Genomic DNA, 24,413 nt, shown 5'->3' with positions numbered 1-24,413 from the left:
CTTTTAGGCTGTGTGCTCAGCGTGGTAACGGACCAAGCGTTCCACCTCGTTCTTCGAACCTAGCACCACGCTCACGCGCTGGTGCAATTGGGTGGGCTGGATGTCCAGAATGCGCTCGGTGCCGGTAGAGGCTGCTCCGCCGGCCTGCTCGATCAGCCAACCCATGGGGTTGGCTTCGTACATCAGGCGCAGCTTGCCGGGCTTGCCGGGTTCGCGCTTGTCCCAGGGGTACATAAAGACACCGCCACGGGTCAGGATGCGGTGCACATCGGCGACCATGCTGGCAATCCAGCGCATGTTGAAGTCTTTGCCGCGCGGGCCTTCCTTGCCTTCCAGGCATTCGTCGATATAGCGCTTCACCGGGGGAGCCCAGTGGCGCATATTGCTCATGTTGACGGCGAATTCCTGGGTGTCTTCCGGCACGCGGACGTTTTCCTGGGTCAGCACAAACGAGCCTTGCTCGCGGTCCAGGGTGAACATGGCCACGCCATCGCCGACCGTCAGCACCAGCGTAGTCTGGGGGCCATAAATGCAGTAGCCCGCCGCGACCTGGCGGTGACCGGCTTGCAAAAAGTCCTGCTCGCTGACGGTGGGGCCTTCGGGGTCTTTGACCAGCACGCTAAAAATGGTGCCGATGCTCACGTTCACATCGATGTTGCTCGACCCGTCCAGCGGGTCAAACATCAGCAGGTATTCACCTTGCGGGTAGCGGTTGGGCACCACGTAGATGTCTTCCATCTCTTCGCTGGCCATGGCGGCCAGGTGGCCGCCCCATTCATTGGCTTCAATCAGCACTTCGTTGGCAATGATGTCCAGTTTCTTCTGGATTTCGCCTTGCACGTTTTCGCTCTCGGCCGCGCCCAGCACACCACCCAAGGCGCCCTTGGTGACGGCGAGGCTGATGCTTTTGCAAGCGCGTGCTACCACTTCCAGCAGCAGGCGCAGCTGGGGCGGAATGGTGCCCTGGCCGCCAGCGTCCTGGCTGCCGCGCTGCTTCTCAATGAGATAGCGCGTGAGCGAAATGCGTTGTGTCATGTGAAGTCCCTTGAAGTTTTGAAAATCAGTCGGCCAGCGCGCGGTCAATGACCTCGCGCACGTCATTGCTCAAGTCGGTCTTGGCGGCCACGCGGGCCAGCGCTTCACGCGCAGCGCTGCGGTAGGGCTCGGCCAGTTTCTTCCAGCGGTCCAGCGCGCGCGCCAGTCGGGCGGCGACTTGCGGGTTGATGGCATCCAGCTCGATAACCCGGTCGGCCCAGAACACATAACCGGCGGCATCTGCGCGGTGGAAACCACCGGGGTTGGCACTGCAGAAGCTGAAGATCACGCTGCGGGCGCGGTTGGGGTTCTTGAGATTGAAGTCCGGGTGGGCCAGGAGCTGGCGCACAGCGGGCAGCACCTGGCCACCGCGGTCGCTCGTGCCTGCCTGCAGGGCAAACCACTTGTCCAGCACCAGGGCCTCGTCCTTGAACAAGGCGTGGAATCGTGCCAGTGCATTGGCAGCCAGTGCGTGGCCACTGTTCACCAGCGCCTGCAGGGCGTTGAAACGGTCGGTCATGTTGCCGGCGTCCTTGAAGCGCTGCAGCGTCTTGCCGGGCCAGATCTCGTCGCCGCTGTGCGTGGCTGCCAGGCACAGGAAGTTGAGCGCCATGCCGGCAAGGGCACGGCGGCCGCTGGAGACCGGGTCGGGGCGGTAGCCACCATTGTTCTCGTGGACGGAAAAGGCCCATTCCCAGTCGGCGTGCAAGGCGGTGGCCAGTTGCATGCGCATGGTTTCGCGCACCGCGTGAATGCGCTGCGGGTCCACCACGTCCAGCTGCTCGGCGATGTAGGTCTCGGACGGTAGTGTCAGCACCAGTTCCTTGAACGCAGCATCCAGCGTGGGGTGACGCAGCACGGCACGCATGGCTTCAATGTAAGCATCATTCAGCGGCTTGGCGCCCGTGGAATCTGCGGGAGCAGCTATGGAATTGATAGCGCTTCGCAGGGCCAGGCGTTGACCGGCTTCCCAGCGGTTGAACGGGTCCGGGTCATTGGCCAGCAGGGCCAGCAACTGGGCGTCGGTGTAGAAAAAGTCCAGCACCACCGGTGCGGAGAAACCGCGCAGGATGGAGGGCACAGGCTCTTCCGCCACGTTCTGGAAGGTGATGCTCTGGCTGGCTTCGGTCAGCACAAACAGGTGGCTGTCGCCCACGGTCTGGCTGTCCAGCGTCAAGGGCAGGGCAGCGCCGCTGGCAGCACCCACCAGACCCAGGCTCACCGGAATGACCAAGGGCTCTTTGACCGGCTGGCCCGGCGTGGCTGCGCAGCTCTGGCTGAAGTGCAGGGTGTAGGTCTGGGCCGCAGCGTCGTACTCGCCGCGGGCTGCTACGCGAGGTGTGCCGGCCTGGCTGTACCAGCGCTTGAACTGGGGCAGCAGCTTTTCCAGGGGGGAGTGCGGGTTGGCTTCGGCGATGGATTGCGCGAAGTCGTCGCAGGTCACGGCCTGGCCGTCAAAGCGCTCGAAATACAGCTTCATGCCGCGCTCAAAGCCTTTGCGACTGGTGAGCGTCTGCATCATGCGCACGACCTCGGCACCCTTTTCGTAAATGGTGACGGTGTAGAAGTTGTTGATTTCGATGTAGCTGTCAGGCCGCACCGGGTGGGCCATGGGGCCTGCATCTTCGGGGAACTGGGCCGTGCGCAGCACGCGCACGTCTTCGATACGCTTCACCGCGCGCGCGCTGGATTCGGCGCACAAGTCCTGGCTGAATTCCTGGTCGCGGAATACGGTCAGGCCTTCCTTGAGGCTCAGCTGGAACCAGTCGCGGCAGGTAATGCGATTGCCGGTCCAGTTGTGAAAGTACTCGTGCCCCACCACGCTTTCGATGTTGGCGTAGTCCACATCGGTCGCCGTGGCTTGATTCGCCAACACGTATTTGGTGTTGAAAATGTTCAGGCCCTTGTTCTCCATGGCACCCATGTTGAAGTCGGAGGTGGCGACGATCATGAAACGTTCCAGGTCCAGCGGCAGGCCGAAGCGGGCTTCGTCCCAGGCCACGCTGGCCATCAGGCTGTTCATGGCGTGTTCGGTCTTGTCCAGATCGCCGGGGCGCACAAACACTTGCAGCAAGTGGTCTTTGCCTGCGCGGCTGGTGATGCGCTGCTCGCGCGCCACCAGTTGGCCGGCCACCAGCGCAAACAGGTAGCTGGGCTTTTTGTGCGGGTCTACCCACTTGGCAAAGTGGCGGCCGTCTTCCAGATCGCCACTGTCCACCAGGTTGCCGTTAGACAGAAGCACCGGGTACTTGGCTTTGTCGGCACGCAGGGTGACGGTGTACATGGCCATCACATCCGGGCGGTCCAGGAAGTAGGTGATGCGGCGGAAGCCCTCGGCTTCGCACTGGGTGAAGAAGGAGTCGTTGCTCACATACAAGCCCATGAGCTTGGTGTTTTTCACCGGCACGCAGGTCGTGAAAATCTCCAATGCAAATGGCTCGTTGCCTTCAGGCAGGTTTTCCAGCACCAGCTGGTTGCCATCCATTTTGAAACTGGTGCCCTGGCCGTTGACAAGCACACGCGCTAGGTTCAGCTCCTCGCCGTCCAGACGCAGCGGCTGGGCCTGCACGTCGGGGTTGCGGCGCAAGGTCATCTTGTTGAGCACGCGGGTCTTGGAGGGGTCCAGGTCAAAGCTGAGATCGACGGTGTCGATCCAGAATGCGGGGGCGGAATAGTCGCCGCGGTGAATCACGGCGGCAGGGCCCGAGGCCTCACGAAGATGCAACATGGTGGGTCTCCAAAAAACGGGATGCGATCAAGGCGTTGTAATCAGGAACGATGGCCAGCACGTGCGGGCCCGTCAGTTCATCAGGGTGGTGGCTGCTGGCAATGCCTACGGCACGCATGCCGGCGCGTCGGGCCGCTTCGATGCCCAGCGGCGCGTCTTCAAACACGATGCAGCGCGAAGGCTCCACGCCCATGCGGCGTGCAGCCTCCAGAAAGATGGCCGGCTCCGGTTTACCCGGCAGACCTTCGTCACCGCCCACGGTGGTGAGCGGCGCAATCGGCATTTGCAGGTGCTGGTAGGCAAAGGCCTGGTTGTGGCGGTCGCCCGCCGTACCTACCCCCAGCTTGAGGCCGCGGCCATGTGCCAGGTTGAAAAACGCTTTGAACCCCGCTACTTCCGCAAAGATGGGCGAGAAGATTTCGCGGTACACCGCTTCTTTCTCATGCACGTGAGCCATAGCGGTGGCCTCGTCCATCTCCGGGTGGTCAAACAAGTCGCGCATGCACTCAATGCCGGTGCGGCCGGTCGTGCGGCGCATCAGGTCATCAATGTCCACCTGCAACTGTTTGCGGCGCGCGAACTCCACCCAGCTGTGTTTGTGCGAGGGCATGGAGTCGATCATGGTGCCGTCCATATCGAAAATAAAGGCCCCCACGCTTGTCATATGCCCTGCTTCAACGACGCCTGGATGAACACATCCAAGTCACCGTCCAGCACCTTCTGGGTGGCAGACACTTCCACGTTGGTGCGCAAGTCCTTGATACGGCTGTTGTCCAGCACATAAGAGCGGATCTGGTGGCCCCAGCCCACGTCGGTCTTGGTGTCTTCCAGCTTTTGCTGTTCTTCCTGGCGCTTGCGCAACTCGAAGTCGTACAAGCGGCTGCGCAGGCGCTTCCAGGCTACGTCCCGGTTGCTGTGTTGGCTGCGTCCGTCCTGGCACTGCACCACGATGCCGGTAGGGATGTGCGTCAAGCGGACCGCAGAGTCAGTCTTGTTGATGTGCTGACCACCGGCGCCGGATGCGCGGAAAGTGTCGGTACGCACGTCGGCGGGGTTGATATCGATCTCGATCGAGTCGTCAATTTCCGGATACACAAACACCGACGCAAACGAGGTGTGGCGGCCGCCTGAGCTGTCGAACGGGCTCTTGCGCACCAGTCGGTGCACACCGGTTTCGGTCCGCAGGTGGCCGAAGGCGTACTCGCCGTCGATCTTGATGGTGGCGCTCTTGATGCCGGCGGTATCGCCGTCGGTCAGGTCTTCCACATTGGCGGTAAAGCCCTTGCGCTCGGCGTACTTCAGGTATTGGCGCAGCAACATGCTGGCCCAATCGCAGGCCTCGGTGCCGCCAGCGCCGGCCTGGATATCCAGGAAGCAGGGCAGGGGGTCGGCCGGGTTGTTGAACATGCGTCGGAACTCCAGGCCTTCAACGATTTCGGTGAGCTTGGCGGTTTCCGTTTCAATGGTGAGCAGGCTCTCTTCGTCGCCTTCTTCTTTGCTCATCTCGTACAACTCGGTGTTGTCAGAGAGGTTGCTGGTCAGGTCGTTCAGGGTGACGACCACGCCATCGAGCATCTTCTTTTCTTTGCCCAGTTCCTGGGCTTTCTTGGGGTCGTTCCAGACCGAAGGATCTTCTAGCGATGCATTGACGGTGCGCAGGCGCTCGGCTTTGGCATCGTAGTCAAAGATACCCCCTGAGTTCCTGGGTCCTGCTTGTCAGATCTGCCAGGGTGGTGCCGATGAGGTTGATGCGTTCTGCTTCCATGATGCGGGTCCTGCTTGCTGTGTATATGGTTAACCCGCTATTTTAGTTGCCATCACCCCGTTGGGCTTTCGCTGGCAAAGGTGACGACGTGGTCCACCTCCGGCCGGATGCCAATCCACTCGCCGATGCGGTGGTCGTGGTGGCTGGGCACATGGGCCATGACCAGCTCGCCGGTGCGCAGTTCCAGGGTGTACAGAAACTCGTTACCGCGGAAGGCCTTGCTGACGATCCGGGCCTGCACCTCCGCCGTATCGTCGTGCACGATGTCATCCGCCCGCAGCAGGATGTCGCAAGGGCCAAGGCTCAGCCGGTCCTGCTCGTGCTGGTGGATTCCGTGCAGTTCGCCCAAGGGCGTGATCACGTGTTTGTGAGTGATGCCGTGTTCCTCGTGCAACTCGACCCGGGCGGAGGTGAAAACGCCGTGGCCGATGAAGTCGGCCACAAAGCGCGTCGCCGGCCGGTGGTAGAGCGTGTAAGCATCGGCCCATTGGTGCAGGCGCCCCTGGTGCATCACACCGATGAGGTCTCCGATGGCGAAGGCCTCTAATTGATCATGGGTGACAAACAGCGCCGTGGCGCCAGCGGCCTTGAGAATGGTGCGCAACTCCTGGGCCAGGCGCTCGCGCAGGTCCACGTCCAGGTTGGAGAATGGTTCGTCTAGCAACAGCAATTGGGGCTGCGGTGCCAAGGCCCGTGCCAGCGCTACCCGTTGTTGCTGGCCGCCTGACAGCTCATGGGGGTAGCGCGCGGCGTGTTCTTCCAACCCGACCAGGCGCAGCACCTCCTGCACACGGTCCCGCCGTTGCACCACAGGCAGTGCGTGGATGCCGAAAGCAATGTTTTTGCTCACATCCATATGCGGGAACAGGGCGTAATCCTGAAACACCATGCCCATTTGGCGGCGCTCGGGCGGCAAGGCCTTTCCGTCGCCACTGACCGTGACGCCACCGAGCGAAATCCGACCGGCGTGGGTTGCCTCCAGGCCGGCAATTGCGCGCAGCAACGTGGTCTTGCCGCAGCCTGAAGGGCCGATCAGTACACCGATTTCCCCGGCGCGCAGGCCAAAGCTCACACTGTCCACCGCAAGGGGCTGGGATGGGCGGTAGCGCACGCTGAGGTCTTGGAGTTCGAGGTACATGGGGAAAATTGTAGATATTTACAATTCTCATTCAGAGCCGCAGGGTCCCTCCGGGCTGTTCATCTCTTCGATTGCCCGTCCGTGCTTGCTCTTTTTTCCGACAAACTAACCTTTGCTTTGCGTGCGGTGCCAGCCAGGTTGGCCTTGATCCTGATGGGGGCACTGGTATCCCTACCGGTGCTGGCGCTGGTGGCCGCGGTGCTGCAGTGGGATGCGGTAGCGCTGGGACTTTTGCGTGAGATGGCCGCCACGGTGCTGCCCGACTATGCGGGTACGACGCTGTTCCTGTGCGTCGCGGTAGCACTCGGTGTGGGTGTGGTCGGAACAGCCAGCGCCTGTGCCGTGACTTTGTTTGACTTCCAGGGGCGCCGCCATTGGGAATGGGCCTTGCTATTGCCCCTTGCGATGCCTGCTTACGTGGTCGCGTATGCCTACACTGACTTTCTGCAGTTCAGTGGCCCGGCCCAAACCTGGATGCGAGACACCTTAGGGCTGGAAGGGCGCTTATTCCCTGAAGTGCGCAGCCTTGGGGGCGCAGCCCTTGTCTTCGTTTTTACCCTTTATCCCTATGTGTATCTGCTCGTGCGGGTAGCCCTGCTGGAGCGCGCTGCACACCTGATGGATGCGGCCCGCCTCATGGGCGCATCCCTCGGGCGCCGGGTGACACTCGTAGCCATTCCGCTCGCGCGGCCCGCCATCATGGCGGGTGTCGCACTGGCACTGATGGAAACACTGGCGGACTACGGAGTCTCCAGCTACTTCGGCATTCAGACCTTTACCGCAGGCATCTACAAGGCCTGGCTGGTACTGGACAGCCGGATTGCGGCGGCCCAGTTGGCCACGGCCCTGCTGGTGCTGATGGCTCTATTGCTGCGCCTGGAACTGCACGCCCGCCGTAACCTGCGCTATGCCAATGCCAAGGGACGCAGGGTTGCGGCGCAACCGGTCGCTTTGCAAGGCAGACGCGCACTGCTGGCCACGCTGCTGTGTTGCCTGCCCGTAATGCTCGGCTTTGTTTTGCCGGTCGTGTTTATGTTGCGTCCCTTGTGGCAAGCCTGGGGGCTGGAAGACAGCCCTCTGCCCTGGAGCAGCTTTGTGGGCTGGAGCTTCAATAGCTTCAAGCTCGCCGCGTTGACCGCAGTGCTGGCGAGTGCACTGGCGCTAGCGTTGGCGTTTGCCGCAAGGCGTAGCCCGACCCGCTTGACCCGCACCGTGGTCAGCCTGGCCGGCATGGGGTATGCGGTGCCGGGTGCGGTCATCGTGGTGGGCCTGCTGATTCCGGTGGCTTGGCTACAGGCTGCACGGCCGGAGTGGCAGGTGGGTTTCTGGATCAGCACCACCGTGATCGGCGTTGTCTGGGCCTATCTGGTGCGCTTTACGGCGGTGGCCTTGCACACCGTCCAGAGTGGCTACAACCAACTGCCGGCCACTCTGGACGAAACAGCCCGCATGCTGGGCGTGACCGGCTGGAGCCTGTGGTGGCGTGTGCATCGGCCCTTGCTAGTGCGCAGCAGCCTGGTGGCCGGGTTGCTGGTGTTTGTGGATGTGATGAAAGAGCTGCCAGCCACCTTGGTGCTGCGGCCCTTTGATCACGACACCCTGGCCGTGGTGGCCTTTCAGCTGGCGAAAGACGAGCGCTTGGGTGAAGCGGCGTTACCGGCCCTGGTGCTGGTGCTGGTGGGCCTGATCCCGGTGATATTTTTGAGTCGCACGCTCAATAAAAAAGCGGCCTGACCGCATTGCGCAGTCAAGCCGCCTGAGCGAAGTGCTTTGAGGCTTATTTGTAGCCCACGCGGTCCAGCATCTGCTGCACTTTGACCTGGTTCATGCCGACGATGCTCACGGGAATGGTTTCCGCCTTGAAGTTGCCACCGCTCATGCTTTCCAGTGCCGGGTTGCTGATCTTGATGCCCTTGGCGACCGGCCATTCGTTGTTGCCGTTGGCGAAGTACTCCTGTGCCTGGGGACTGGCCAGAAACTCGAGGAACTGCTGGGCGTAGGCCGGGTTCTTGGAGTTTTTCGCCATGGCGCCACCGGCAATGTTCACATGGGTGCCCCAGCTGCTTTGGTTGGGGAATACCACGCCGACCTTGTCCATCACCGCACGGTCTTCCGGCTTGTCACTGCGCATCAGGCGGGCGAGGTAGTAGGTGTTGGTCAACGCCACGCCGCATTCGCCGGAGGCTGTTGCCTTGATCTGGTCGGTATCGCCACCCACGGGATTGCGGGCCATGTTGCTGACCAAGCCCTTGAGCCAGGTTTCAGTGGTGGCGCTGCCCAGGTGCTCGTTCATGGCTCCGAACAAGCTCAGGTTGTAGGGGTGCGAACCGGAGCGGGTGCACAGCAAGCCCTTATTTTTTGGGTCTGACAGTTCTTCGTAGGTGTCCACATTCTCTTTGGACACGCGGGCCTTGTTGTACACAATCACGCGAGCACGGGTACTGAATCCATACCAATAAGTACCTTCAGCACTGGTCTTGCCGCGCAACTGGGCAGGAATGGCGGTATCCAGCGCCTTGGACTTCACGGGGGCAAACAAGCCGTCCACCTCGGCACGCCACAGGCGCGAAGCATCCACCAGCAGGATCACGTCGGCGGGAGACGCAGTGCCTTCGGCTTTCAGGCGCTGCAGAATGCCCGCATCATCCGCATCCACGCGCTTGATCTGGATGCCCGTGGCCTGGGTGAATGCGGAGTAGAGCTGCACGTCACCGGGGTAGTGGCGGGCGGAATACACATTGAGCACCTTGTCTTGTGCCTGGATGGCGGGCGAACAAACGCCGAGAACGGCAGCGGCAAGCGCAAGGCGGCGGACAGAAAGCTTATTCATGTGGATGAAGCGAGGTAGTTGCGAATCAAAATGAGAGACGTTCTCATTTTAGGAGCCGCAATTCAGCCCCACAAAATCAACGGATAAAGCGTTCGATCAGGGCTGCCAGCACCTCCGGTTGGTCGTGGTGCATCATGTGGCCGGCGTCCTCGATGCGGGCGATTTCCACCTGCGGCACCACCTTCAGGCGCTCATGGTATTCGGCCAGGGTGAACTTGCCTTTCCACCACATTTCCAGGCTGTTGTCGGAGGCCTCCACGGCCAGCACCGGCATGCTCAGGCGCTGGTAAATGGCCAGCACTTCTTCCACGCGATAGAGCTGCGCGCTGGTGACCTTGTGGGCCGCATCGCCCAGGATGGACCAACTGCCATCGGCGTTTTCAGCGGCCCAATGGCGGGCCAGCCAAGCGGCTTTGTCGGCCCCCAAGCGCGGGTTGGTTTTCATGAGGCGGCGGGCTACCCCGTCTGCGCTGTCATACGCCTTGAGCTCCATATCGCCTGCATGCAGCTTTTTGAGTTCATCCATCCAGGTGGCAAAGCGGCCGGGTGCTTGGGCAGGAATGGTGGCCGGCATGCCGAAGCCTTCCAGGTTCACCAACCGGCGTATGCGCTGGGGCCGCACGCCCCCGTAAAGCATGACCACGTTACCGCCCATGCTGTGACCCACCAGGTTCACTGGTTGGTCAGGGGCGTAGTGGTCGAGCAAAAAATCCAAGTCGGCCAGGTAGTCGGGCACCCAATAGTTGTCCGTTCTCGGCACTTTGGTTTTGCCGTAGCCCCGCCAGTCGGGGGCAATGATGTAGTGGTCCTCGCTGAAGGCATCCACCACAAACTGGTAGCTCGCAGCCACGTCCATCCAGCCGTGCACCATCACCAAGGGCGTTTTATCCGGGCCGGGCTCTCCCCACACTTGCACGTGGTAATCCAGGTTGCGGATGGGAATGAATTCGCTTTGATGCGGGCGTCGGGCTTGGTACATTGTGCAAATCATAAGGACATAAGAGGAGACAAGGCATGGCCGTCAGTCAAGGCAGAGACACATCCAAGGGGTCACAACTTCCCGCAGGCTACGCAGCCTTGCACAGCCAATTTCGCTGGGAGGTACCGCAGCACTTCAACATGGCTCAGGTGTGCAGCCGGCGCTGGGCAGAGCTGCCGGATGCTACGAAAAGAGTAGCTGTCCGCGCATATTCCTCGGGCGCTAGCGATACTTTTTATACTTATTCGCAACTGCAGGAGCAGGCCAACCGTCTCTCCAACGCGCTGTCCAAGCTGGGCGTGCAGCGCGGGGACCGCGTGGGCATCGTGCTGCCCCAGCGGTTTGAGACCGCAGTGGCCTACATGGCGGTGCTGCAACTGGGGGCAGTGGCCATGCCCCTGTCCATGTTGTTCGGGCCGGAGGCGCTGGAGTTCCGCTTGCAGGACAGTGAAGCGGTCGTCGCCATTTGCGATGCCGGCTCACTGCCTGCGCTGGCCAGCGTGCGCCAGACTTGCCCGCAATTGCGCGCGGTCTTGGGTGTGGGCTTGCAGGAGGCAGACGCAGTTTTGTTGACCGGGCCTCAAGATGCCCGCTTTGAGGTTGTTTTGCAGGCAGAGCCCGCCATGTTTGAGCTGGTGAACACCTTGGCCGAGGAACCCGCAGTGCTCATCTACACCAGCGGCACCACCGGCAACCCCAAGGGTGCGCTGATTCCCCACCGCGCGCTCATCGGCAACCTGAGTGGTTTTGTGGCCAGCCAGAACTGGTTTGGCTTCGACGGCAAAAAGAACCGCAGCTCCAAGGCCGTGTTCTGGTCGCCGGCCGACTGGGCGTGGACAGGCGGGTTGATGGATGCCTTGCTGCCTACGTTGTACTTCGGCCGCCCCATCGTGGCTTACAACGGCCGCTTCAGCCCGCAAACCGCGTTGGAGCTGATGCGCGACTGTGGTGTGACCCACACCTTTTTGTTTCCCACTGCCCTCAAAGCCATGATGAAGGCCTACCCGGGAGCCAAGGGCAAGACGGTGCGCAGACAGTTCAAGCTTCAGCTCGACGCCATCATGAGCGCGGGGGAAGCGGTGGGCGACGCTGTTTTTGGCTATTGCGAGCAGCAGCTGGGTGTTACGCCGAACGAGATGTTCGGCCAGACAGAGATGAACTACATCGTCGGCAACTCCAGCCGCCACTGGCCTGCCAAGGGGGGCAGCATGGGCATGGGCTACCCCGGCCACCGCGTGGCGGTGATTGACGACGCCGGCAAGGAATGCCCCGTAGGCGTGCCCGGCGACGTGGCACTCCACCGATTCGATGTGCACGGCCAACCTGACCCCATCTTCTTTTTGGGCTATTGGAAGAACCAGAAAGCTACGGATGCCAAGTTCACCGGCGATTGGTGCCGCACCGGCGACCTCGCAGTGCGCGATGCCGAAGGCTATCTCTGGTACCAGGGCCGGAGTGATGATGTGTTCAAAGCGGCTGGCTACCGCATCGGCCCCGGCGAGATCGAGAACTGTCTGGTCAAACACCCTGCTGTCATCAACGCCGCCGTGGTGCCCAAGCCCGACCCAGAGCGGGGTGCGCTGGTCAAAGCCTATGTGGTCATTGCTACTGATTTCATAGCTGCTTGCGCAGAAGATACGGGGGCCAAGGCCCGTTTGCATGCCCAACTGACCCTGGACCTGCAAGCGCACGTCAAAGGCCAGTTGGCGCCCTACGAGTACCCCAAAGAGATCGAGTTTGTCGACGCTTTGCCAATGACCACCACTGGCAAAGTGCAGCGCCGCGTGCTGCGTCTGCAAGAGGAGGCACGCGCGAAGGCGCTTGCCGCTTAGAAGGTTTCCCAGTCGTCATCCCCTCCAGCCTTGGCGGTCACTGCCTTGGCTGGGGCGGGCGCAGCGGGCTTGGGCAAGGCTTGCGCTGCTTTGGGGCTTGCGGTAGGCGTTGGTTTTGGCGGAGTTTTCGCATGAAGTGCACGGCGCTCTTCACCCGCAAATGGCTGCTTGGCCGACTCCGGAGCACGTACCTGTACCTTGCGCGTGCTCTGCGCGCCGTCTAGCTTGAAAATGGAAACCGTGCTCACCAACTCGGCCGATTGCGACTTCAGGCTGCTCGCGGCGGCGGCAATTTGTTCCACCAAGGCAGCGTTCTGCTGGGTGGCACGGTCCATATGCGCAACCGCCTCGCCCACCTGTGCCACGCCCAGAGACTGCTCGTTGCTGGCGGAGCTGATCTCGCCCATCATGTCGGTCACACGTCGGATGGAGGTGACCACCTCGGTCATGGTGGCTCCCGCCTCATTGACAAGGGCGGAGCCTTGTTCCACCCGCTCCACACTGGCGTTGATGAGGGACTTGATTTCCTTAGCCGCCTCAGCGCTGCGGCCAGCCAATGCGCGTACTTCGGAAGCTACCACCGCGAATCCACGGCCTTGCTCCCCCGCGCGAGCAGCCTCGACGGCGGCATTCAGGGCCAGGATATTGGTCTGAAAGGCAATGCCGTCAATCACGGCGATGATGTCCGAGATCTTGCGTGAGGAGTCATTGATCTCTTTCATGGTGTCCACCACCCGACCCACCACATCGCCGCCGCGTGCGGCCACCGTAGAGGCGCTGGACGCCAGCTGATTCGCCTGGAGTGCGTTTTCTGCGTTGTGCTTGACCTGTGCGCTCAGCTCCTCCATGGACGCAGCAGTCTCTTCCAAGGAGCTCGCTTGCTGCTCAGTACGCGCACTCAGGTCATTGTTACCCTGGGCAATCTCTGAGCTGGCAGACTCCACACTTTCGGAACCTTGCCGCACTGTTTGCACCACTTTGGCGAGGCTCTGGCGCATGGACTCCAAGGACTGCAACAGCACTGCTATTTCATCCCGACCATTGGCGACGAGTGCGCGTGTCATGTCGCCGGTGGACATTTCCTGAGCTGCCTTCACTGCATCTTCAACAGGTTTGGTGATCGCACGGGAGATCAGGATGGCGAGGGCAGCACCAATGACCAGAGCAGTTACCAATGCACAGATCACTGTGATCTTGCCGGTTTTAACTACTGCCTGGGTCTCGCTCCAAACGGTCTCACCATCCTTGGCGTTGTAGGCCGAGACGATGTCCAGTTCCTTCATGGCCGCCTCAAATGCTTTGCCCACCTGTTCCCGGAACATCTCTTCGGCCATAGTGGCGTTGTTGACACTGGACAGCTCCAGCATCTTGGCGTCTGCCGCAGCCCAGTCGGCGAAATGCTTTTGAAAGTTGGTGAGTGCTTTGGCCTCTTCCTCAGAGTCCAGTACAGCACCGGCGCGCGCAACGACTGCTTCCACCGATTTGCGGGACTCTGCGATGCGTTTTTCCTGCTCTTTCTTGACGTTGGGGTCGGAGGTCAACAAATGGAGCGCCTCTGCACGCCGGATGGCGCCAAGCATGTTGTTCAAGTCAGACGTGTACTGGACGCTGGGCAGATTGTTGGTCGCAATCCGCTCCGTTTTGACCGAGAGGTTGGATAGCTGGAGCAATGCCATAACCCCCAGCAATGTGGTCAGAGCCAGCACACTGGCAAAACCCAGCATGAGCTTGGTACCGATTTTCAGATTTGAGAGATTCATGGATGCGAGGGCCTGCGAACTTCTTGGGCTGCAGGGGTTATTGTTTTCACGACGAACAAATGCTAGCGCGTTGCGACATCCCACACGCAAGGGTTATCCCTGCACCGAACGACGATGCGTGGGATACTGCGCGCGCTGGCATTTATCCAACCCTTTTTACTTCGGCATTTCCCATGAATCTTGTACCCCTCGGTCAAAGCGATCTGCGCGTAACGCCCATCTGCCTGGGCACCATGACATTCGGCGAGCAGGTGGATGAACCCACCTCACACGCCATCCTGAGCCGCTCGCTGGAGCGGGGCGTGAACTTCATCGATACGGCAGAGATGTACTCGGTGCCTCCGCGCGCTGAGACCTTTAACCTGACCGAAAAAATCATCGGCAATTGGCTCAAGGCCAACCCCGGTGTCCGCGAAAAGCTGGTGATCGCCACCAAAGTAGCCGGCCCCTCGCGCGGCATGCCCTGGGTGCGCAATGGCAGCAGCAACCTGACTGCAGAAGACATCGTGGCAGCTTGCGATGGCAGCCTGCAGCGCATGAATATCGACGTCATCGATCTGTATCAGATCCATTGGCCGGTGCGCCATGTGCCCATGTTCGGCGGCATGTACTACAACCCCGCCAACGAAAACGTAGGCGGCAGCGCTATCGAAGAGCAGTTGCGCGCTATGGATACTTTGGTCAAGGCTGGCAAGGTGCGCGCAATCGGTCTGTCGAACGAAACTTCGTATGGGGTGCATGAGTTTGTGCGCCTGGCAGAGCAGCATGGCCTGCCCCGCATTGCCACCGTGCAGAACAACTATGGCCTGCTCGCCCGCACGGCTGAGAACGGTCTGGACGAAACCATGCACCGTCTGGGTGTCTCTCTGTTGCCTTATTCGCCTTTGGCGTTTGGTTTGCTTACCGGCAAATACGACGAGGAAGGCCTGCTGGGCGAGAACGTGTCGCCCGATGTGCGCCTGCGCAAGTTCGAGTCCACCCGCAAGCAGCGATGGGGCCGCCCCGACGCGCTGAAGGCAGCCCGCAAGTACAACGCGCTGGCCCGCGAGTACGGCTTCACGCCCAGCCAGATGGCTTTGGCTTTCTGTTACACCAAGTGGCAGGTGGCCAGCACGATCATCGGTGTGCGCACCTTGGAGCAGCTTGATGAAAACATCGAGGCTTGGGGCACGGTGCTGCCCGAAGAGCTGCTCAAAAAGATCGACGAAGTCCGCTGGGAAATCCGCGATCCGGCGGTGTAACGCGAACAGAGGCGCAAGGCGTATGAAAATATGCCCCTATGGCCAAAAAAGACCACGTCTCTGAAACCCCTGCCACCCAGCTGCTCAAAGCGAACAAAGTGGCATTCACCGAGCACCCCTACGAATATCTGGAGCATGGCGGCGCTCAGCACAGCGCGGCGGTGCTGGGCTTCGATCCGTTTACCGTCGTCAAAACCCTGATCATGCAAGACCAGGACGCCAAGCCCCTGGTGGTGCTGATGCACGGCAACCGCAAGGTGTCCACCAAGAACCTGGCGCGCCAGATTGGCGCCAAGTCGGTAGAGCCTTGCGCGCCGGAGGTGGCCAATCGTCACAGCGGTTATCTGGTGGGCGGAACCTCCCCATTCGGCACGCGCAAAACCATGCCTGTGTTTATTGAGTCCACCATTCTGGAGTTGCCCCGCATCTGCATCAATGGCGGCCGGCGCGGGTACCTCGTAGGTATTGATCCCCAGGTTTGTAGGGAGTTACTGGGCGCCAAGCCTGTACAGTGCGCGCTGGAAGAGTGATTGGAGAACCTGTTTTGAATCCTGTTTTGTACCCCTTGTTGGCCACGGTAGCCTCTTACCTGATCGGCTCTTTGTCGTTTGCCGTCATCGTCAGCCGTCTGATGGGGCTGAACGACCCGCGCACCTACGGCAGCAAAAACCCCGGCGCCACCAATGTGCTGCGCTCCGGCTCCAAGGCAGCTGCAGTTGTTACGCTGCTGCTCGATGCCGTCAAAGGCTGGTTGCCCGTGGCTGCCATCCAGTGGTGGGGCCAGCCTTATGGCTTGGGCGAGGGCACCATGGCCTTGGCAGGTTTTGCTGCCTTCATCGGCCACCTGTACCCGGTGTTCTTCAGGTTTGTGGGTGGAAAAGGTGTGGCGACTGCACTGGGTGTGTTGGTCGCCACCAGCGGCTGGCTGGCGCTGGCGACAGGCCTCACTTGGCTCATCGTGGCGTATGCTTTCCGCTACTCGTCTTTGGCGTCTTTGGTGGCAGCATTGTTTGCGCCCGCGTATTACGCCTTTGGCGATGGCGTGGCGTGGGTAACGGACCGCAACCTATTGCTCTCCACTGCAGTGATGTCCATCTTTCTGATTTGGCGCCACTCGGAAAACATCTCCCGCCTGGTCAAAGGCACTGAGTCCAAACTGGGCAAGAAGAAAGAAGCGGCCAGGTAAGCCGCCGCAGCCGCGAGGCAGGTTCAGGCCATGCTCAGGGCTTGGCTACCCAGCTGCAGCAGAAAGAAGTGGTTGAGCGGCGTGCGCACCGCCACCGAAGGCAGGGCCGAACGGATGCGCGGTGGAGTGTCACCCGTGGCATGCAGGCGAGGGTTGTTGTGGAACTCGCCGTTTGCCTTGCCGATGATCACCACAAAAGGCTGATTGGCCTTGATGCTGCGCCGGACGACCACTGCCAGCTCGTCGTTGTCCAGCCGTACATAGGTTCCGGGCGGGCACAAGCCCACAGCACGTACAAGCGCCTGGCCGATTTCGTCAACCCCTGCAGTGGCACGTGCCATCACCGAACGGGCTGATTCAATGGCGCTGCGGCCGGTACGGGAGGCCCGTGGGGAGATCATCGCCGCGTACCGGTCCACCACTTTCAGGATACGCGTCAGCCGCAGTGTGCCGTTGGCGTTCTCCGGGGTGTCGCGGTCTACGGCATCGTCGTGATGGCTGGAGACAATGTCCAGCCAATCATCATCTGCCACCCCCAAATTGGCCAGCATCATGGCGCCTTTGATAGGGTGGGCACGAATGGCATCCTGCTGAACTTGGTTGGGGCGCTCCGTTTGCGTGGCCAACTGGTCTTGCAGCGCCGTCATGGCCACGTTCATCGTGAGCGCAGCATGCACCAGGCTGTTGCGCTCTTTGAGCGGCAACCGCAGTTCACCAGCTACCAGGTGGCACAGCACTGCGCATACCAGCGCGTGAGATGCGCTGTAGCCCACAGGCGAATTGCTTGCCAGCTGGAACAAGAGATAAAGGCCCACATCCGGGTCCCGTTGCAGCAGGCCTTGCATCCACCGGTCGTACTGGAGCACGCGGTGTGCAAACTGCTGCGTGGTGCCGGGGCTGCCCAGAATCACGCCAAGGCCAGACTCCAGGTCCGACCACTGGCCTAGCAAATCTTCGTAAGCGTTCTCGTCCTGCACGTCCATGCTGTTGGTCAAAAGCGTTTTTCCAGCACCATCTGGTCGTTGGTACGGTTCATTTGGAAGCGATTCAGGAAACTGTTGCCAAGCAATACGTAAGGCATAGGAGAGGGCGTGATAACAGCTTCCACGCCTCCTACGGTGATATCGCCTAAGCGGACGTTGTCCAATGTCATGCGCCAGCCTGGAACTACGCCATTGGCGGTGTTCATTTGCACCCGATCACCGTTTTGGTACTTCAGACCAATGCGATCTGCCTCTGAAATGCTCAGTGCAATGGAAGTAGCACCCGTGTCCACCATGAACCGAACGATACGGCCATTGATCTGGCCTTCACTGGTGAAGTGACCTCCGGGGCCCGCAGTCAACACGACCCGAGAACCGCTGGACTGTTGTCCAGCATTGCTACCCACGCTGGCCGGCGCATCGCCCACCCGCAGCGTCATGCGCTTGCCGGCAACTTCGACGACCACCGAGTCACCCTGCATGGAAACCACCTTCACACCCTTGTGCGTGGCGCCAATAGCCACGCTTTTGGGGAAACCGCCGTCCACAATCAGCAGCGCCTTGTCGCCCAGCGTTCCATTAATGGCTACCGTCTGGCCCCATACAGTGGGGGCCAGCAGCAGGGCGAACAGAAAGCGGGCGGCGGTGCGCATCAGTCGCGGAAGTTATTGAAATCCAGAGGCGTATCTTTGAGCGCGCCCTTGTCACCGGTCATCTCTTTCTTCATCAACGCGATGGCAGCTTGCAAGTCATCACGCTTTGCGCCAGTGACGCGCACTTTTTCTTCTTGGATAGCGGCTTGCACTTTGATTTTGCTATCTTTAATGAGGCGCTGGATCTTCTTGGCCAAATCGGCCTGAATGCCGTCTTTCACCTTGACGACCCGCTTGACCTTATCCCCGCCCATCTTCTGCATGTCACCAATGTCGAGGAACCGCACGTCCACGCTTTGTTTTGCGAGTTTGCTACGCAGCACATCCAGAATTTGCTCCAGCTGGAAATCGGCATCACCAATGATCGTGATTTCCTTGTCCTTGATTTCAATACTGGCAGAGGTGCCTTTAAAGTCAAAGCGGGTGCTAATTTCTTTGGCAGAGTTTTCTACGCCGTTCTTGACCTTGACCAAGTCGGCTTCGCATACGGTATCAAATGAGGGCATGGGCTCGCTCTAAAAAATGCAATGAGACAATCTGGGAATGGTAGTCGAGAAAAACATTCCCCTGCAGGCGTTTAACACGTTCCGTATCGTCGCCAAGGCCCATGCCCTGGCCCGAATCACCCACGAACAGGACGTCCGGGACCTGTTGGCCGACCCCGAATGGGCCGCCACGCCCAAGTTTGTGCTGGGCGGTGGCAGCAATATCGTGCTGACAGGCGACGTGAAGCCTTTGGTGCTCAAGGTCGAGGTGCCGGGCCTCAAAGTGGTGAGCGAAACCTCCAAAGCGGTGATTGTGGAAGCCGGCGCCGGCGAAAACTGGCACGACTTCGTGACCTGGACGCTGGACCAGAACCTGCCGGGCATGGAAAACATGGCCCTGATTCCCGGCACGGTGGGCGCCTCGCCAGTACAAAACGTGGGCGCCTATGGCGTGGAGCTGCAAGACCGCTTTGACTCGCTGGACGCCATCGACCTGCAAACCGGCCAGGTCTTCACCCTGAATGCCGCGCAATGCGCCTTTGGTTACCGCGACTCGGTGTTCAAGCACGCCAGCAGCGGGGAAATGGACATGCACCAACCCATGGGCCTGAAAGACCGCGCTTTGATTCTGCGGGTGCGCTTTGCCTTTCCCAAGGTGTGGAAGCCCGTGCTGGGCTATGCAGACATCGAGCGCAAGATGGTCGAACATGGCGTGACCGAGCCCACCCCGCGCCAGATTTATGACTGGGTGTGCGAAGTGCGGCGCGCCAAGCTGCCGGACCCGGCAGTCATCGGCAATGCCGGCAGCTTCTTCAAAAACCCGACCGTCACCGCCGAGCAGTGCGAAGACATCATCGCCCGCGACCCCAAGGTCGTGCACTACCGGCTGGACAACGGCTCAGTCAAGCTGGCCGCAGGCTGGCTCATCGACTCCTGTGGCTGGAAGGGCAAATCGGTGGGCCAAGCCGGCGTCTATGAAAAGCAGGCGCTGGTGCTGGTGAACCGCGGCGCCGGGGTGGACGGCAACGGTGCCACCGGCGGCGAAGTCATGACCCTGGCCAAGGCCATACAAACCAGCGTGTACGAACGTTTCGGCATCCTGCTGGAACCAGAACCGGTGGTCATCTAAACCCCTGCTTTGCAGTCAGAAGCCCGAAGGGGCTACCCTGTCTGCATGAAAAACATATTTGTTCTCGGTGGCACCGGCTTCGTCGGGCGCCACGTGGTCCAGAAACTGGTCAAGCAAGGCTACGCGGTGACTGTCGCCACCCGGCGCGCCGTCAATGCGCGCGACTTGCAAACCCTGCCCACGGTCACGGTGGCCGAGCTCAATGTCCATGAGCCCGTGGCCTTGCAGCAGGCGCTGGCCGGGCACGACGCGGTGGTGAACCTGGTCGCCATCCTCCATGGCTCCGAGGTCGCATTTCAGAAAGTGCATGTGGACCTGCCCGCCAAGCTGGCCCATGCTGCGGTGGCTGCCGGTGTGCCGCATGTAGTGCATGTCAGCGCACTGGGTGCCAACCCCCAGCAGCCGGACGCGGCGCCGTCGCGCTACCTGCGCAGCAAATCCCGCGGCGAGCTGGCCCTGAGTCATCCGGCCCTGGCTGTGTCGGTGCTGCGCCCCAGCGTCATCTTCGGGGCGGAAGACAAGTTTTTGAACATGTTTGCCAAGCTGCAGCATGTGTTTCCCTTCATGCCGCTCGCAGGTGCCCATGCGCGCTTTCAGCCGGTGTGGGTGGAAGACGTTGCCACCGCAGTAGTGCGTCTGGTGCAATCACGTGCTGCGGCAGGGGCCACCGGTGTGTGGGAGGCTTGCGGTCCGCAGGTCTACACCCTGGGCGCGCTGGTGCACGGCGCAGGGGTATGGGCCGGCATTGCCGAAGGACGTGGCCGCCCGGTGATTCCGCTGCCAGAGTGGGCAGGTCGATTGCAGGCCGCCTTGATGCAGCTCGCCCCCGGCGAGCCGCTCATGAGCGGTGACAACCTCGATTCGATGAAGGTGGACAACGTGGCCAGTGGCTCAGAGGCGGGGCTGATCGACTTGGGCATTCAAGCCGCAGCGCTGGAGCCCATTGCCATGGACTATCTGCAGCGCGGCCTGCCCGGCCACGGCTTGTTAGGCCTGCGCCGCCGCACCTGAAGGCGCTGCATTTGCAGCAGCCAGGCACTTTTGCATGGCTGCTTGCAGCTGGCCGATTTGCACCGGCTTGGTCACAAAGTCGTTCACGCCGGCGGCCAGCGCCTGCTCTTTGGCGTCATTCATGACATCCGCCGTCAGCACGATGATGGGCACCTGCGCAATCGGGCCCGCCATGGCGCGAATGGTGCGGGTCGCGGTCAACCCGTCCATGATGGGCATGTGCACGTCCATCAGCACGAGGTCAAACATTTCGCGCTCGGCGGCTTCCACCGCCAGCTGACCGTTTTCGCAGAAGGTGGCTTTGCAGCCCATCTTGTCCAACAAAATGCCCACAAACTTGCGGTTCACCGGGTGGTCTTCTGCCACCAGCACGCGCAGCGCGTTCAAAGGCGGCGGTGCATCGGTTGCTGGTGCGCTTGCCTCGCTTGCAGACGCATCGGTGGGCGCGGCCACGGGCGCGGGCTTGGTGAACGATTGAATGTTCACCGGCGCTACGGCCGCAGGTGGGGCAGGGCAGGTGGTAAAGGGCAGATGCAGGGTGAACACCGAGCCCTTGCCCAGCGTGCTTTCCACCTCAATCGCGCCCCCCATCATGCGGGCCAGGGTTTGCGAAATTTCCAGTCCCAGACCAGTGCCGCCAAACTTGCGGGCCAGCCCACCGTCCACCTGGTAAAAGCGCTGGAACAGGCGGGACAACACATGGTCATCCATGCCGATGCCGGTGTCTTCCACCAAAAAGGCCAAGCCGGTATTGCCATCAGTGCGGGGGCGGGAGACGATGGTCAGCGTCACACCCCCGTGGTCGGTGAACTTCAGCGCGTTGTTCACCAGGTTGAACAAAATCTGCTTCAGGCGGGTGGCGTCCGCCAGCACCCAGGCCGGCAGCTCTGCTTGCACCACGATGGAGAACTTCAGTTGCTTTTCCACCGCCAGTGGGTGCATCAGCGCGTTTACCTCGTTCAACAGGGCTGGCAGCTGCACTGGTTCGGGGTTCAGCGTCATCTTGCCGGATTCGAGGGCTGACACATCCAATATGTCGTTCAATAGTGTCAGCAAGTGGTTGGCCGAGCCTTTGGCGGTCTTGATGTAGTCGGTCTGCGCGGTGGTGAGCGGCGTGCTCTCCAACAGGCTCATCATGCCCAGCATGCCGTTGAAGGGGGTGCGCAGCTCGTGGCTCATGTTGGCCAGGAACTGGCTCTTGCCCCGGTTGGCGGCTTCAGCGCGGAAATGCGCTTCCCGCAGCTCGTGGGTCAGATCTTCCAGGGCCTGGCGTTCTTGCTCCTGGCGGCGTTGGCGCAATGCCAAAGCGCCTGCTGCCATCAACAGAAACACAAGCTGCGCCAGCGTGAGGCGGATGATCTGGTTGTTCTGCTCCAGCATGGTCTTGTCCTGGCTCTCCAGCAGGGCGGCAATCTCCGAGGTGGCTGCCAAGCTCAGCGCTTGTACATCCACCCCCACCGTATTGAATTCCTTGAGTAAATCGGCAAGGTCTTTTTTGTTCAAGGGGGTTGCCGCCATGACGCGGTCCGCCTGTTGCACCACCTCCTCCACATGGGGCATGGCCTTTTTGTACTCAGCCCGGTGGGTAATCAGGTCGGTGGTCGGGTTATCGCGCAGCAGGCTCAGGCGGCTCAAAAACAGGTCATAGCGCAGGGTCAGGTTGTCAGCGTCCGGGGCTCCAGGGCGGATGACATTGGCCTCCAGCGTCTGGCGGAAGCGCAAAAACTCCCGCTCAAACTGGAACACCAGCGCCGTGATGGAGTCTGCACGCAGATCGTTGGCCCGCTCGATAGCCCGCTTCTGGGTGATCTGCAAGGCCAGCAAAATGGCCATGGCCACCGCCAGCACGCCGGTGCCCACGGCGAGCCAAAGCAGGTAGCGCTTGTTTTTGCTGGAGCCGTTCAATGGAAGCCCTTATTCCACCGCAATCGACTTCAACTGCCAGGCCGAGCGCTCGTAGTACACGTTGGAGCGTAGCTCTGCCTTGGTATCAAAGGGGTAAACGATGAACAGCGGCCCCTTGGTGCGCACCGGAATGGCCTGGTCGTTCATCTGGTGGGCCACGATCACGTCGAACTTGGTGGCGTCGTCAAACGGAATACTGGTCTGGTAGTCGTTCAGTGCTGCGGCCTTGAGCGTGGTGCCGCTGGCCTTGGCTGCGGCCAAAACGTCGCGCAGCAAAGGGCCCTTGAATTTGATGGGGTTTTTGTCCCAGGGGGTCTTGGTACTGAAGGTCTGCTGCGGCAGCTTTTCCAGCATGGTCAGGTCAAAGGCGGCGCCGTCAGCGCTGTTTTTGTCAGCCACCTTGCCGGTGATGGTCAATATCACCTTGCCCTTGGCGGGCTCCAAAGCGAAGGCGCACGAGTGTGCTGCCATCCATACACAAGCTGCTGCAATGAGGGGGCGTCTGGCAATGATCATCCTGAAACTCCTAGTGTGTGAATGGGCTGGGCTAGTGTAGTCCACGAGCCCTCGGTTTAACAATTAAATCGGCATTTTTGGTGGATTCATAAATTGTGCTGCGGCTGTAGGGGCAATGCCTGCAATTCACTATTATTTTGATAGCTGCTTGCGCATATTTCACGGGCGCCAGGTGCCAATTTGATGGGTAAAGTCTGGGACAAACCAACCGGTAGCCAGAGTCGCAAACAGCGTGCCCTGCTCGGGTACAGTCGGGGCAGAAAATAGAAGGGTGGAGGGAGCATGCTGATCAAATCAGCCGACGACAAGAGCAAGCGGCTAGCGCTGCTGGAAGACTTGCAAAAGTCCAATTTGCTGGACAGCCGGCAGAAAGACTGGCTGCGCGACGAACTGCGCAACCTGCGGGCGGGCATCAAAGGCGAAAAAGCTGCCGCGTTTTATTTGGACGGCCACTACAAAGACGCTCAATTCAACGTGCTCCTCCACGACCTGCGCTTTGTTGTGGATGGCGAAGTGGCGCAGATCGACCACCTGGTCATCAACCGCACCGGCTACATGGTACTGATTGAGACCAAAAACTACTCGGGCGACTTGGAAGTCAACGCCCATGGCGAATTCACCGTGCGCTATGGGCGCGAGCGCTACGGCATCCCATCCCCCTACGAGCAAAGCCGTCGCCACGCGCGCATCCTGGGCAAGCTGCTGGAGCGGCTGGAGATCAGCACCCGCACCGACAAGCTGCCCGAGTTCCACAACGTGGTCATGATGCACCCCCAGGCCATCATTGAGCGGCCAGCCCCCAAGGTGTTTGACACCAGTTTTCTCATCAAGGCAGACCAGTTCCCCAGCTGGCACAACAAGCTGGGTGACAGCGTGAGCACCGGCGGCCTGTTTAAGGCGCTGCTCAACGTGCGCAGCTTGGACACCATCAAGGAATGGGGCGAAAAGCTCAAGCGCCAGCACCGTCCGGCGGACCAGCTTGCGCTGCCAGACTTCATGCAGCCCAAGCCGCATTTGGCGCAGGCTGCGCAAGCACCCAAACCCGCAGCGCCAAAGGCGGAACCTGCTGCGGTTGCGCCTGCTGAGGCCGATGCCTCATTGGCCAAAAAGCTCATTTGTGCCCACTGCCGTGAGAAGATCAGCTACCCCGAAGGCAAGTTCTGCTGGAACAACGTCAAGCGCTTTGGTGGGTTGCAGTATTGCCGGGAGCATCAGGGATTATTTGAATGAGTTCGCC

21 protein-coding genes are annotated in these 24,413 nt (G+C 60.8%); 8 read left to right on the top strand and 13 right to left on the bottom strand.

The features are described from left to right. Nucleotides 1-3: 3 nt before the first annotated feature. The 5 genes from ACOAP0_RS04750 to ACOAP0_RS04730 all read right to left on the bottom strand — a co-directional run bounded on the left by ACOAP0_RS04750 (nt 4) and on the right by ACOAP0_RS04730 (nt 6,666). A complete protein-coding gene (locus ACOAP0_RS04750) occupies nt 4-1,035 on the bottom strand; it encodes a class 1 fructose-bisphosphatase (RefSeq protein WP_498375368.1) in 1,032 nt (343 codons plus the stop codon). Between the two features lie 25 nt (nt 1,036-1,060). Then, on the bottom strand, nt 1,061-3,763 hold the full coding sequence (gene pepN, locus ACOAP0_RS04745) for an aminopeptidase N (RefSeq protein ID WP_498375369.1): 2,703 nt from the start codon (nt 3,761-3,763) through the stop codon (nt 1,061-1,063). Further along, a complete protein-coding gene (locus ACOAP0_RS04740; protein ID WP_498375370.1) occupies nt 3,747-4,427 on the bottom strand; it encodes an HAD family hydrolase in 681 nt (226 codons plus the stop codon). The genes pepN and ACOAP0_RS04740 overlap by 17 nt, the downstream gene beginning before the upstream one ends. Then, nucleotides 4,424-5,528 (bottom strand): peptide chain release factor 2 gene (gene prfB / locus ACOAP0_RS04735; RefSeq protein ID WP_157673072.1). Its coding sequence is split into 2 segments (ribosomal slippage): nt 4,424-5,446 and nt 5,448-5,528, totalling 1,104 coding nucleotides; the frame shifts between segments, so codons are not numbered across the junction. Before prfB ends, ACOAP0_RS04740 begins: the two co-directional genes overlap by 4 nt. A 52-nt stretch (nt 5,529-5,580) precedes the next feature. Then, complete coding sequence (locus ACOAP0_RS04730) at nt 5,581-6,666, bottom strand: ABC transporter ATP-binding protein (protein ID WP_498375371.1); 1,086 nt, start codon at nt 6,664-6,666, stop codon at nt 5,581-5,583. A gap of 153 nt (nt 6,667-6,819) precedes the next feature. On the opposite strand from ACOAP0_RS04730, the gene ACOAP0_RS04725 reads away from it, so the two are divergent. Continuing rightward, nucleotides 6,820-8,400 (top strand): ABC transporter permease, encoded by a 1,581-nt coding sequence (locus ACOAP0_RS04725; RefSeq protein WP_498376094.1) that lies wholly within the window; start codon nt 6,820-6,822, stop codon nt 8,398-8,400. A gap of 43 nt (nt 8,401-8,443) precedes the next feature. Here ACOAP0_RS04725 and ACOAP0_RS04720 read toward each other — a convergent pair whose 3' ends face one another. Both ACOAP0_RS04720 and ACOAP0_RS04715 read right to left on the bottom strand, forming a co-directional pair. Next, a complete protein-coding gene (locus ACOAP0_RS04720) occupies nt 8,444-9,496 on the bottom strand; it encodes an extracellular solute-binding protein (RefSeq protein ID WP_498375372.1) in 1,053 nt (350 codons plus the stop codon). A 76-nt stretch (nt 9,497-9,572) separates the two neighbouring features. Further along, the gene (locus ACOAP0_RS04715) at nt 9,573-10,475 is read right to left on the bottom strand and encodes an alpha/beta fold hydrolase (RefSeq protein ID WP_498375373.1); all 903 of its coding nucleotides are present in this window, start codon (nt 10,473-10,475) and stop codon (nt 9,573-9,575) included. A gap of 35 nt (nt 10,476-10,510) precedes the next feature. Here ACOAP0_RS04715 and ACOAP0_RS04710 point away from each other — a divergent pair, with 35 nt between their 5' ends. Then, nucleotides 10,511-12,307 (top strand): acetate--CoA ligase, encoded by a 1,797-nt coding sequence (locus tag ACOAP0_RS04710; RefSeq protein WP_498375374.1) that lies wholly within the window; start codon nt 10,511-10,513, stop codon nt 12,305-12,307. Here ACOAP0_RS04710 and ACOAP0_RS04705 read toward each other — a convergent pair. Further along, complete coding sequence (locus ACOAP0_RS04705; RefSeq protein WP_498375375.1) at nt 12,304-14,067, bottom strand: methyl-accepting chemotaxis protein; 1,764 nt, start codon at nt 14,065-14,067, stop codon at nt 12,304-12,306. The two genes, ACOAP0_RS04710 and ACOAP0_RS04705, sit on opposite strands and share 4 nt — an antisense overlap. A 173-nt stretch (nt 14,068-14,240) precedes the next feature. On the opposite strand from ACOAP0_RS04705, the gene ACOAP0_RS04700 reads away from it, so the two are divergent. The 3 genes from ACOAP0_RS04700 to plsY are packed head-to-tail and all read left to right on the top strand — an operon-like array spanning nt 14,241 to nt 16,494. After that, entirely contained in the window at nt 14,241-15,308 is a 1,068-nt protein-coding gene (locus ACOAP0_RS04700) for an aldo/keto reductase (RefSeq protein ID WP_498375377.1), read from the top strand. Between the two features lie 38 nt (nt 15,309-15,346). Beyond that, a complete protein-coding gene (locus ACOAP0_RS04695) occupies nt 15,347-15,838 on the top strand; it encodes an aminoacyl-tRNA deacylase (RefSeq protein ID WP_498375378.1) in 492 nt (163 codons plus the stop codon). Nucleotides 15,839-15,852: 14 nt separating this feature from the next. Next, nucleotides 15,853-16,494: a glycerol-3-phosphate 1-O-acyltransferase PlsY gene (gene plsY / locus ACOAP0_RS04690; RefSeq protein WP_498375379.1), complete on the top strand. Its 642-nt coding sequence runs from the start codon at nt 15,853-15,855 to the stop codon at nt 16,492-16,494. Between the two features lie 23 nt (nt 16,495-16,517). Here the strand turns inward: plsY and ACOAP0_RS04685 are convergent, their stop codons facing one another. Genes ACOAP0_RS04685 through ACOAP0_RS04675 form a run of 3 tightly spaced genes read right to left on the bottom strand, consistent with a single transcriptional unit; the run spans nt 16,518 to nt 18,636 of the window. Beyond that, nucleotides 16,518-17,489 (bottom strand): HD-GYP domain-containing protein, encoded by a 972-nt coding sequence (locus ACOAP0_RS04685; protein ID WP_481875043.1) that lies wholly within the window; start codon nt 17,487-17,489, stop codon nt 16,518-16,520. Next, on the bottom strand, nt 17,486-18,130 hold the full coding sequence (locus ACOAP0_RS04680; protein WP_498375380.1) for a retropepsin-like aspartic protease family protein: 645 nt from the start codon (nt 18,128-18,130) through the stop codon (nt 17,486-17,488). The genes ACOAP0_RS04685 and ACOAP0_RS04680 overlap by 4 nt, the downstream gene beginning before the upstream one ends. Then, the gene (locus tag ACOAP0_RS04675; RefSeq protein ID WP_498375381.1) at nt 18,130-18,636 is read right to left on the bottom strand and encodes a YajQ family cyclic di-GMP-binding protein; all 507 of its coding nucleotides are present in this window, start codon (nt 18,634-18,636) and stop codon (nt 18,130-18,132) included. The genes ACOAP0_RS04680 and ACOAP0_RS04675 overlap by 1 nt, the downstream gene beginning before the upstream one ends. A 37-nt stretch (nt 18,637-18,673) precedes the next feature. On the opposite strand from ACOAP0_RS04675, the gene murB reads away from it, so the two are divergent. After that, nucleotides 18,674-19,744: a UDP-N-acetylmuramate dehydrogenase gene (gene murB / locus ACOAP0_RS04670; protein WP_498375382.1), complete on the top strand. Its 1,071-nt coding sequence runs from the start codon at nt 18,674-18,676 to the stop codon at nt 19,742-19,744. Between the two features lie 45 nt (nt 19,745-19,789). After that, nucleotides 19,790-20,755: a complex I NDUFA9 subunit family protein gene (locus tag ACOAP0_RS04665; RefSeq protein WP_498375383.1), complete on the top strand. Its 966-nt coding sequence runs from the start codon at nt 19,790-19,792 to the stop codon at nt 20,753-20,755. On the opposite strand, the gene ACOAP0_RS04660 is transcribed toward ACOAP0_RS04665, so the two are convergent. Together ACOAP0_RS04660 and ACOAP0_RS04655 are read right to left on the bottom strand one after the other, a co-directional pair. Further along, nucleotides 20,732-22,660: an ATP-binding protein gene (locus ACOAP0_RS04660; RefSeq protein WP_498375384.1), complete on the bottom strand. Its 1,929-nt coding sequence runs from the start codon at nt 22,658-22,660 to the stop codon at nt 20,732-20,734. The genes ACOAP0_RS04665 and ACOAP0_RS04660 overlap by 24 nt on opposite strands. A 9-nt stretch (nt 22,661-22,669) precedes the next feature. Further along, on the bottom strand, nt 22,670-23,131 hold the full coding sequence (locus tag ACOAP0_RS04655) for a putative pterin-binding protein (RefSeq protein ID WP_498391327.1): 462 nt from the start codon (nt 23,129-23,131) through the stop codon (nt 22,670-22,672). A 327-nt stretch (nt 23,132-23,458) separates the two neighbouring features. Between ACOAP0_RS04655 and ACOAP0_RS04650 the strand changes: the two genes are divergently transcribed. Then, nucleotides 23,459-24,406 carry a nuclease-related domain-containing protein gene (locus ACOAP0_RS04650; protein ID WP_498391326.1) on the top strand — a complete coding sequence of 316 codons (948 nt, stop codon included), beginning with the start codon at nt 23,459-23,461 and terminating at the stop codon, nt 24,404-24,406. Nucleotides 24,407-24,413 lie beyond the last annotated feature (7 nt).

The organism is Curvibacter sp. Hmag1.1 (assembly GCF_059769165.1).
Note: the sequence above shows the minus strand (reverse complement) of the source record. Positions and strands in the feature narration are given on the sequence as shown.

What these genes read in the sequence shown, in the direction of transcription:
- ACOAP0_RS04750 (WP_498375368.1), bottom strand. Translation starts at nt 1,035, where the DNA reads ATGACACAACGCATTTCGCTCACGCGCTATCTCATTGAGAAGCAGCGC.
- pepN (WP_498375369.1), bottom strand. Translation starts at nt 3,763, where the DNA reads ATGTTGCATCTTCGTGAGGCCTCGGGCCCTGCCGCCGTGATTCACCGC.
- ACOAP0_RS04740 (WP_498375370.1), bottom strand. Translation starts at nt 4,427, where the DNA reads ATGACAAGCGTGGGGGCCTTTATTTTCGATATGGACGGCACCATGATC.
- ACOAP0_RS04730 (WP_498375371.1), bottom strand. Translation starts at nt 6,666, where the DNA reads ATGTACCTCGAACTCCAAGACCTCAGCGTGCGCTACCGCCCATCCCAG.
- ACOAP0_RS04725 (WP_498376094.1), top strand. Translation starts at nt 6,820, where the DNA reads ATGGGGGCACTGGTATCCCTACCGGTGCTGGCGCTGGTGGCCGCGGTG.
- ACOAP0_RS04720 (WP_498375372.1), bottom strand. Translation starts at nt 9,496, where the DNA reads ATGAATAAGCTTTCTGTCCGCCGCCTTGCGCTTGCCGCTGCCGTTCTC.
- ACOAP0_RS04715 (WP_498375373.1), bottom strand. Translation starts at nt 10,475, where the DNA reads ATGTACCAAGCCCGACGCCCGCATCAAAGCGAATTCATTCCCATCCGC.
- ACOAP0_RS04710 (WP_498375374.1), top strand. Translation starts at nt 10,511, where the DNA reads ATGGCCGTCAGTCAAGGCAGAGACACATCCAAGGGGTCACAACTTCCC.
- ACOAP0_RS04705 (WP_498375375.1), bottom strand. Translation starts at nt 14,067, where the DNA reads ATGAATCTCTCAAATCTGAAAATCGGTACCAAGCTCATGCTGGGTTTT.
- ACOAP0_RS04700 (WP_498375377.1), top strand. Translation starts at nt 14,241, where the DNA reads ATGAATCTTGTACCCCTCGGTCAAAGCGATCTGCGCGTAACGCCCATC.
- ACOAP0_RS04695 (WP_498375378.1), top strand. Translation starts at nt 15,347, where the DNA reads ATGGCCAAAAAAGACCACGTCTCTGAAACCCCTGCCACCCAGCTGCTC.
- ACOAP0_RS04680 (WP_498375380.1), bottom strand. Translation starts at nt 18,130, where the DNA reads ATGCGCACCGCCGCCCGCTTTCTGTTCGCCCTGCTGCTGGCCCCCACT.
- ACOAP0_RS04675 (WP_498375381.1), bottom strand. Translation starts at nt 18,636, where the DNA reads ATGCCCTCATTTGATACCGTATGCGAAGCCGACTTGGTCAAGGTCAAG.
- murB (WP_498375382.1), top strand. Translation starts at nt 18,674, where the DNA reads ATGGTAGTCGAGAAAAACATTCCCCTGCAGGCGTTTAACACGTTCCGT.
- ACOAP0_RS04665 (WP_498375383.1), top strand. Translation starts at nt 19,790, where the DNA reads ATGAAAAACATATTTGTTCTCGGTGGCACCGGCTTCGTCGGGCGCCAC.
- ACOAP0_RS04655 (WP_498391327.1), bottom strand. Translation starts at nt 23,131, where the DNA reads ATGGCAGCACACTCGTGCGCCTTCGCTTTGGAGCCCGCCAAGGGCAAG.
- ACOAP0_RS04650 (WP_498391326.1), top strand. Translation starts at nt 23,459, where the DNA reads ATGCTGATCAAATCAGCCGACGACAAGAGCAAGCGGCTAGCGCTGCTG.